The 6,835-nt window shown below is 63.3% G+C and carries 6 protein-coding genes; 4 read left to right on the top strand and 2 right to left on the bottom strand.

Features of this window, described 5'->3' with window-relative positions:
* On the top strand, window positions 1-843 hold an 843-nt coding region (locus ACFE70_RS19855; protein WP_375419525.1), incomplete at its 5' end, for an NAD(P)-dependent alcohol dehydrogenase.
* 2 nt (window positions 844-845) lie between these two features.
* The gene (locus ACFE70_RS19850; protein ID WP_375419524.1) at window positions 846-1,586 is read left to right on the top strand and encodes an SDR family NAD(P)-dependent oxidoreductase; all 741 of its coding nucleotides are present in this window, start codon (window positions 846-848) and stop codon (window positions 1,584-1,586) included.
* Between the two features lie 143 nt (window positions 1,587-1,729).
* On the opposite strand, the gene ACFE70_RS19845 is transcribed toward ACFE70_RS19850, so the two are convergent.
* Window positions 1,730-2,467 (bottom strand): SDR family oxidoreductase, encoded by a 738-nt coding sequence (locus tag ACFE70_RS19845; RefSeq protein ID WP_375419523.1) that lies wholly within the window; start codon window positions 2,465-2,467, stop codon window positions 1,730-1,732.
* Window positions 2,468-2,550: 83 nt separating this feature from the next.
* On the bottom strand, window positions 2,551-3,444 hold the full coding sequence (locus tag ACFE70_RS19840) for a helix-turn-helix domain-containing protein (RefSeq protein WP_375419522.1): 894 nt from the start codon (window positions 3,442-3,444) through the stop codon (window positions 2,551-2,553).
* Between the two features lie 239 nt (window positions 3,445-3,683).
* Here ACFE70_RS19840 and ACFE70_RS19835 point away from each other — a divergent pair, with 239 nt between their 5' ends.
* Together ACFE70_RS19835 and ACFE70_RS19830 are read left to right on the top strand one after the other, a co-directional pair.
* Window positions 3,684-4,064 carry a winged helix-turn-helix transcriptional regulator gene (locus tag ACFE70_RS19835; RefSeq protein WP_375419521.1) on the top strand — a complete coding sequence of 127 codons (381 nt, stop codon included), beginning with the start codon at window positions 3,684-3,686 and terminating at the stop codon, window positions 4,062-4,064.
* Window positions 4,065-4,428: 364 nt separating this feature from the next.
* Complete coding sequence (locus tag ACFE70_RS19830; protein ID WP_375419520.1) at window positions 4,429-6,813, top strand: TonB-dependent receptor domain-containing protein; 2,385 nt, start codon at window positions 4,429-4,431, stop codon at window positions 6,811-6,813.
* Window positions 6,814-6,835 lie beyond the last annotated feature (22 nt).

Genomic DNA, 6,835 nt, shown 5'->3' with positions numbered 1-6,835 from the left:
CCCTTGTCGGACGGAGCCGGGGAGATTGATGCCGTGGGCCCCGACGTTGCCCAATGGGCCGTGGGCGACCGCGTAACGAGCATTTATGCGGGGGGATGGGCCGATGGGCCACCTATTCCGGGCATGGGCTTTGGGCTGGGCTCCAACGACCACGGCGGTATGTTGGCCGAATACGTGGTGCTGAAGGCTGACCGGGTCGCGGCGGCGCCAAAAAGCATCACCCTGTTGGAAGCTGCAACGCTGCCTTGCGCGGCCCTAACGGCTTGGACGGCCCTCAACGGCGACCGACCCTATGCCAAACGCGTCGGTCCGGGTGACAAGGTGCTGGTGCTCGGCACGGGCAGCGTATCCCTCTTCGCGCTGCTGCTGGCCCGCGCCGTGGGCGCAGAAGTAACCGGCACTTCAAGTCAGGCCGATAAGCTCGACCGGCTGCGGGCCTTGGGGGCGGTGGATGCCGTTAATTACCGGGACACGCCCAACTGGGGCGAGGTCGTATTTGAGCGGACGGGGGGCGTGAAGCGCGTGGTGAACTCGGCGGGCGGCTCGGCCATGGACCAGGCCATAGCGGCCGTGGGGTACGGCGGGGAAATCGCGTTTATGGGCCTTTTTGACCAGGCCGCAACGCCCCCGCCCCTGCTCTTCCTCATGATGAAGGGCGCCGCAATTCGCGGGACTGCCGTCGGCAGCGCCGCCGCCTACGCCGACTTGCTCCAGGCCATCGACGCCAGCGGAATCAAGCCGCCCATCGACCGGATTTTCTCTTTTGAAGAGGCTAAGGAAGCTTATCAGGCCGCCGTATCGCCGGAGCTGTTTGGGAAAATCGTCATCAAAATAGCTGCCTAGTTATGACCCCGCGCTTTCAAAACAAGACCGTCCTGGTGACGGGAGGCAGCACCGGCATTGGGCTCGCCACCGCCGCGCGCTTGCTGGCCGAGGGGGCCACCGTGTTTATCACGGGCCGCCGCCGGGCGGAACTTGACGAGGCGCTTGCGCAGCTCGGCGACCGGGCCATTGCCGTGCAGGGCGACATCACCAGCCACGCCGACCTAACCCGCCTCTTCGCCACCATCCAGGACCGAGCCGGCCATCTGGATGCCGTGGTCGCCAATGCCGGCGGTGGCAGCTTGGTACCGCTGGGGCAATACACCGACGAGTTGCTGGACGAGCGGTTCGCCATCAACGTCAAAGGCACCGCCTTTACGGTGCAGGAAGCGTTGCCGCTCATGGGCCGTGGGGGTTCCATCGTGCTGATTGGGTCGATTTCGGGCCTGTCGGGCATGGCCGGCCTGGGTATTTACGGGGCCACAAAAGCCGGGCTGCGGCTTCTAGCCCGCACGTGGTCCACGGAACTGAAAGAGCGCGGCATTCGCGTCAACGTTGTCAGCCCCGGCATTTTCATCACTGAGGCGTACACGGCGGCTGGTATTACCGAAGCCAACTACGACTCGCTGCTGCCGTCCATCCCGATGGGGCGGCTGGGCAAGGTGGAAGAGGTAGCGGGCGTCATCGCCTTCGCGGCCTCCGACGACAGCAGCTACATGACCGGCACAGAAATCGTCGTCGATGGGGGGTTAACCCAAGTGTAAAGCCGGTCCGCCGGCATCGGCCTATCTTACTGGCTATTAACTTAAGGGTTGGCTTTTTTTAGGTCTCAGTTGGGGGGACCTTATTCGTTCACCAACGCCCCGATAGGGCAGGGGATAGGGTTGCCACCAAAACGCCGTCAACCTCACTGCGCAGTGGGCCGCACCACAATTTCATTGACGTCGACTTCTGCCGGCTGCTCGATGGCGAAGGCAATGGCACGGGCAATGGCCACCGGCGGAATGGCAATTTCGCCCATCTGCTCGGTAATCTGGGCCCGCACCTCGGGGTTGCTCATGGAGCCTGCCAGGTTCGTCTGCACGAAGCCGGGCGAAATACCGGTTACCCGCAGGTGGGGACCAGCCTCTTGCCGCAGCCCTTCAGTAATGGCCCGTGCGGCATTTTTGGTGCCGGCGTACACGGCCATCGTGGGCACGATGGAGAGGCCCGCGACGGACAGCACGTTGACGAAATGCCCGCTGCCTTGCTGCCGAAATACCGGCAGCGCGGCCGCAATTCCGTACAAGAGGCCCTTGAGGTTCACGTCTATCATCGCCTCCCAGTCGTCCACGCGCAGCTCATCCAGGAGAGAAATGGGCGCGATGCCCGCGTTACTGACCAGCACGTCGAGCCGGCCGAACCGCTCCTGCGCCAGCTGCACGAGCGCGGCCACGTCGGCGCGCCGGGCCACGTCGGTAGCAGCGGAGGCCGCCTCGCCACCGGCCGCCGCGATGCGGGCCACCAGTGCGGCCAAGGGTTCGGGCCGGCGCGCGCCCAGTACCAGCTTGGCGCCGCGCTCAGCCAGTAGCAGGGCAGTGGCTTCGCCGATGCCGCTGCTGGCCCCGGTGATGATGATGACTTTGCCGGTGATGCCGTTTTCCATGTTGCGCGTTGCGTTGAGTGAGAATGAACGACGCAAAGGTCCGGGCTGGCTACCCGGCGGAAGTATGCCAATCAATCCATAAGCTATGAAAACGACGCCAGCTCCCGGCGGTAGCCGTTGGGCGTGTGGCCGGTGTGCTTTTTGAAAAAGGCGTTGAAGTTGGACGCGTGCCCAAACCCCAGGCCGTGGGCGATTTCAGCGATGCTCCAGTTGCTGTGCCGCAGCAGCGCCTGGGCCTCTGCGGCCAGCCGCCCGGCAATATGAGCGGTAGTGCTGTAGCCCGTGGTGGCTTGCAGCGCTTTATTCAAGTGGTTGGGGTGCACGGCCAGCTGCCGGGCAAACTCGTTGGCATTCTTGAGCCCCAGCGGCTGGTGCGGCGAGGCCAGCGGAAACTGCCGCGCCAGCAAATCTAGAAACAGCGCCTGGAGCCGCTCTGCCGCCACCGGTACGGGCGCGGCTGGCAGCAGCTTTAGCGACTCATGCAGCAGCAATTGCAGGTAGTTGCGTAGCACGTCGTACTTGTGCGGGTAGGGGGAAGGCAGTTCCGCCAACAATTGCTCAAACAGGTCCTTGAGGCGGGCCACGGCTGCCGGGGGTGGAAACAGCACCGGCGGATTGCCCACCCGAAACAGCGGCGACTGGGCCACGCTGGCCGTGCGCAGCTGCGGCGTGCTGAACTCCTCCGTAAACAAGCAGGCGAAGCCGGTTTCGCGGCCCTTCGTGCGCTCCCAGGCGTACGGAATCAGGGGATTAACGAAAATAAGGGCGCTACCGTGCACGGCCACGCGCTGGTCGGCGTACGAGAGGATGCCGTGCGCGTCGCACAGCAGCTTGATTTTATAAAAATCGCGCCGAACGTGCGGAAACGAGTCCGTAGTAGTCACGTCCTCAATTCGGTAGGCCGTTACCTGCCCCGTAGCCGGCTCCCCGCGCCCGTACCGCTGGTAATACTCCGTAATCGTTTCCCGCGTCGGCATCAAGCAAAGATATGAAATTCAAATAACCGTTGGGGTGGCATCCGCCCGACAGTTACCGGCCGGCGACCAGCCTACCGCGTGGCCGTATCAACGCTCTATAGGGCGACAGTAATCTTGCCTCCTACTGGTGCTAAAACCGAAATACGCTTACTTTAGGAGTGAAAATTATCACGCCAACGTAGCGAAACGCCCCGAACCGTTCCCAACGGCCCTTCGTCGGGCAGTAGAACAACAAGTTTATGATGCACGAACGCAAAATCCCTCTCGACTTAGCTTGCGGAGTGCACCTGGCTCGCGAGGTGCTGGCTGGTAAATGGAAGGTGGCGCTGCTCTTTTATCTGAGCCAGGGTATCTGCCGGCCGGGGCAGTTGCAAAAAAAAATGCCCGGCGCTACGCGTCGGGTCATTCATTTGCAGCTCAACCAGCTGGAAGAGCAAGGGCTGGTAGCCAAAACGGTGTTTGCGGAGTTGCCACCGAAAGTAGAGTATCGTCTTACCGCGTTTGGTGAAACCCTGTTGCCGGTAATCGAGGTGCTGGGGCAGTGGGGCGAAACGCATAAGGAACAGTTGCGTCACGTCCTGGCAGCCGTCGCTACCGAGGCAGCGGCAGTCGCAGACTAGGAGCCTTTCGGGCAACGTGGTCTGGCCTGGTTCGGTAACGAGGGAGTAAGTACCGAATGGATGTCCCGGCAGTAGGCCGGCGTTACCGACGACCGGCCAAGTGCGTGTTCCTTACCACACGCACCTGGGGTTTCCTACCCCCCCCCAATAATATAACGAGCACTGGGAAGGCCCCTCGTATGCCGCCGCTTCCCCCTGCGAGTCAAGCGCGGGGTGCCCGAGTTGGCACCTAGCCGATTAGCCCTAAACGATTCAGGGCGGGCCCGCTACGATTGAGGCCGGCTTATCGACGACTCACCCAGATTTTAGTGGCATCCGCTGTTCCTCCGCAGCACCTTTGGCTTCTTATCAACTGCCAGGGAATATGCGACACTTCATTATTTGCTGCTGGGTACTGCTGGTCACGTTGGCCAACGGACGGGCCGGGCAGGCCCAGCCGGGCACGACCCAAACCGTGCGCGGGACCGTGCTTGACGCCACGGCGCGCGCCCCCGTCATTGGCGCTACCGTGGTGGTGCTGGGCGTGGCGCCCGCGCTGGGCGGCAGTACCGACGCCGACGGCCGCTTCCGGCTGCCCGGTGTGCCAGTGGGCCACGTGCAGCTGCGCGTCTCCTCCATCGGCTACGAAGACCTGCTGCTCAATGACGTGAGCGTGACGACCGGCAAGGAAGTAATCCTGACGCTGAGCCTGACCGAGCGGCTGACCACCCTCGATGAGGTGCAGGTAACGTACCGGCGCAGCCAAGACCAGCGGGTGCCCAACAACGAGATGGCCACCGTCTCGGCCCGGCCGTTTTCGCCGCTGGAAGCCAACCGCTACGCCGGCAGCCTCGGCGACCCGGCCCGCATGGCCCAGAATTTTGCCGGGGTGAGCAGTGCCAACGACGCCCGCAACGACATTGTGGTGCGCGGCAACTCCCCGGCTTCGCTGCTTTGGCGGCTCGACGGCGTCAACATTCCCAACCCCAACCACTTCGGTTCCCTCGGCACCACGGGCGGGCCGGTGAGCATGCTCAACAACAACCTGCTGGCGAAGTCCGACTTTTTGACCGGGGCTTTCCCCGCCGAATACGCCAACGCCCTGGGCGCGGTATTCGACTTGCGGCTGCGCAAAGGCAACGACGAAAAGCGCGAGTTCTTGGGCCAGGTCGGCTTCAACGGCCTGGAAATAGGCGCCGAAGGCCCCTACAGTGCCAAGTCCAAGGCCTCGTACTTGGTCAACTACCGCTACTCGATATTTTCGCTGCTCAAGGCGGTCGGCTACGATATTGCCGGCACGCCGGAATACCAGGATTTCACTTTTAAGACCGATGTGCCGGTGGGCCCGCGCGGCAACCTGAGCGTGTGGGCCCTGGGCGGACGCAGCAACATCACCTTTCTGGGCCAGGATGTGGACACCACCGAGGCCGACGTGTACGGGCAGGAAGGTGTTAACCTGCGGGTGAAGTACTTCACGGGCATCGGCGCGGCCTCTTACGAGCACCGCCTAAGTGAGCGCACCGTGGCGCGGCTCACGCTCTCGGCCTCCCGCTCCACCGAGCAGTCCGACCAGGACACCATCCTTTTTGGTGGGGGACGCCACGTGCTGGCCGAAATTCCAACCGACCACAACGAGTTTACGCAAGACAAGCTATCGGCGAACGGGCAGGTCAGCCATAAGTTCAGCGCCCGCGACAACGTCACGGCCGGGGCCATCGTGGACCTGCTCCAGTATGACTACCAGAGCCGCAGCCGCTACCCGATTAGCACCACGGAGCGCGACGCCCGCGGCCACACGGCCCTCGCGCAGCTTTACGGGCAGTGGAGGCACCGCTTCTCCGACCAGCTTACCCTGAACGCCGGGCTCAGCGCCTCCCGTTTCGCGCTGAACGGCAGCACCGTGGTGGAGCCGCGCGCGGGGCTACAGTACCAACTCTCGCCGGCCAGTACGCTCAGCGCGGCCTACGGCCTGCACAGCAGCCTCTCGCCCCTGCTGCTGTACTTCTACCAGAGCCGCCAAGCCGATAGCACGTATGCGCTCACCAACCAGGACCTGGGCTTCACCCGCAGCCACCACTTCGTGCTGGCCTACGACCGGCAGCTCACCGACAACCTGCATCTGCGCGTCGAGGGGTATTACCAGGCGCTGTTTGACGCGCCGGTGGAACGCACGGCCAGCTACTACTCCGGGCTGACGGAAGGCGCCAGCTTCGTGCCGACTGACAAGGGCAACCTCGTCAGCGAAGGCACCGGCCGCAACTACGGCGCCGAATTGACCCTGGAGCGCAGCTTCGCCACCGGCTACTACTTCCTGCTCACCACTTCGGTGTTCGACTCCAAGTACCGGGGCAGCGACGGGGTGGCGCGCAACACGCCGTTCAACACTAGGTACGTGGCCAATGCCCTGGCGGGCCGGGAGTTTGAGTTGGGTAAACGGGGCAGTGTGCTGACCATCAGCCTGAAAGCCACCGTCACCGGCGGACGCCATACCACCCCCCTGGACTACGATGCTTCGCGCCAAGCCAACACGGCGGTGTACCGCTACGACCAGGCCTTTGGGGCGCAGCAGGCCGCCTACTTCCGGGCCGATGTGAAGCTGAGCTACAAACTCAACCGGGCCCGGCTAACCCATGAGTTGGCCCTGGACCTGCAAAACGTATCCAATCGGGAGAATATCTTTCAGCAGGCCTACAACCCGCGCACCAACCAGATTGGCACCGCGTATCAGCAAGGCTTTCTGCCGGTCCCCTTCTACCGCCTCACATTTTAGCGTACCTTAAAAGCGTAGTAAG

Origin of the sequence: uncultured Hymenobacter sp., from assembly GCF_964243305.1 — a bacterium.
In the GTDB taxonomy this organism is placed as follows: domain Bacteria; phylum Bacteroidota; class Bacteroidia; order Cytophagales; family Hymenobacteraceae; genus Hymenobacter.
Note: the sequence above shows the minus strand (reverse complement) of the source record. Positions and strands in the feature narration are given on the sequence as shown.

Excerpts from the sequence above, each read along its gene's own strand:
- ACFE70_RS19850 (WP_375419524.1), top strand. The coding sequence starts at position 846 with ATGACCCCGCGCTTTCAAAACAAGACCGTCCTGGTGACGGGAGGCAGC.
- ACFE70_RS19845 (WP_375419523.1), bottom strand. The coding sequence starts at position 2,467 with ATGGAAAACGGCATCACCGGCAAAGTCATCATCATCACCGGGGCCAGC.
- ACFE70_RS19840 (WP_375419522.1), bottom strand. The coding sequence starts at position 3,444 with ATGCCGACGCGGGAAACGATTACGGAGTATTACCAGCGGTACGGGCGC.
- ACFE70_RS19835 (WP_375419521.1), top strand. The coding sequence starts at position 3,684 with ATGATGCACGAACGCAAAATCCCTCTCGACTTAGCTTGCGGAGTGCAC.
- ACFE70_RS19830 (WP_375419520.1), top strand. The coding sequence starts at position 4,429 with ATGCGACACTTCATTATTTGCTGCTGGGTACTGCTGGTCACGTTGGCC.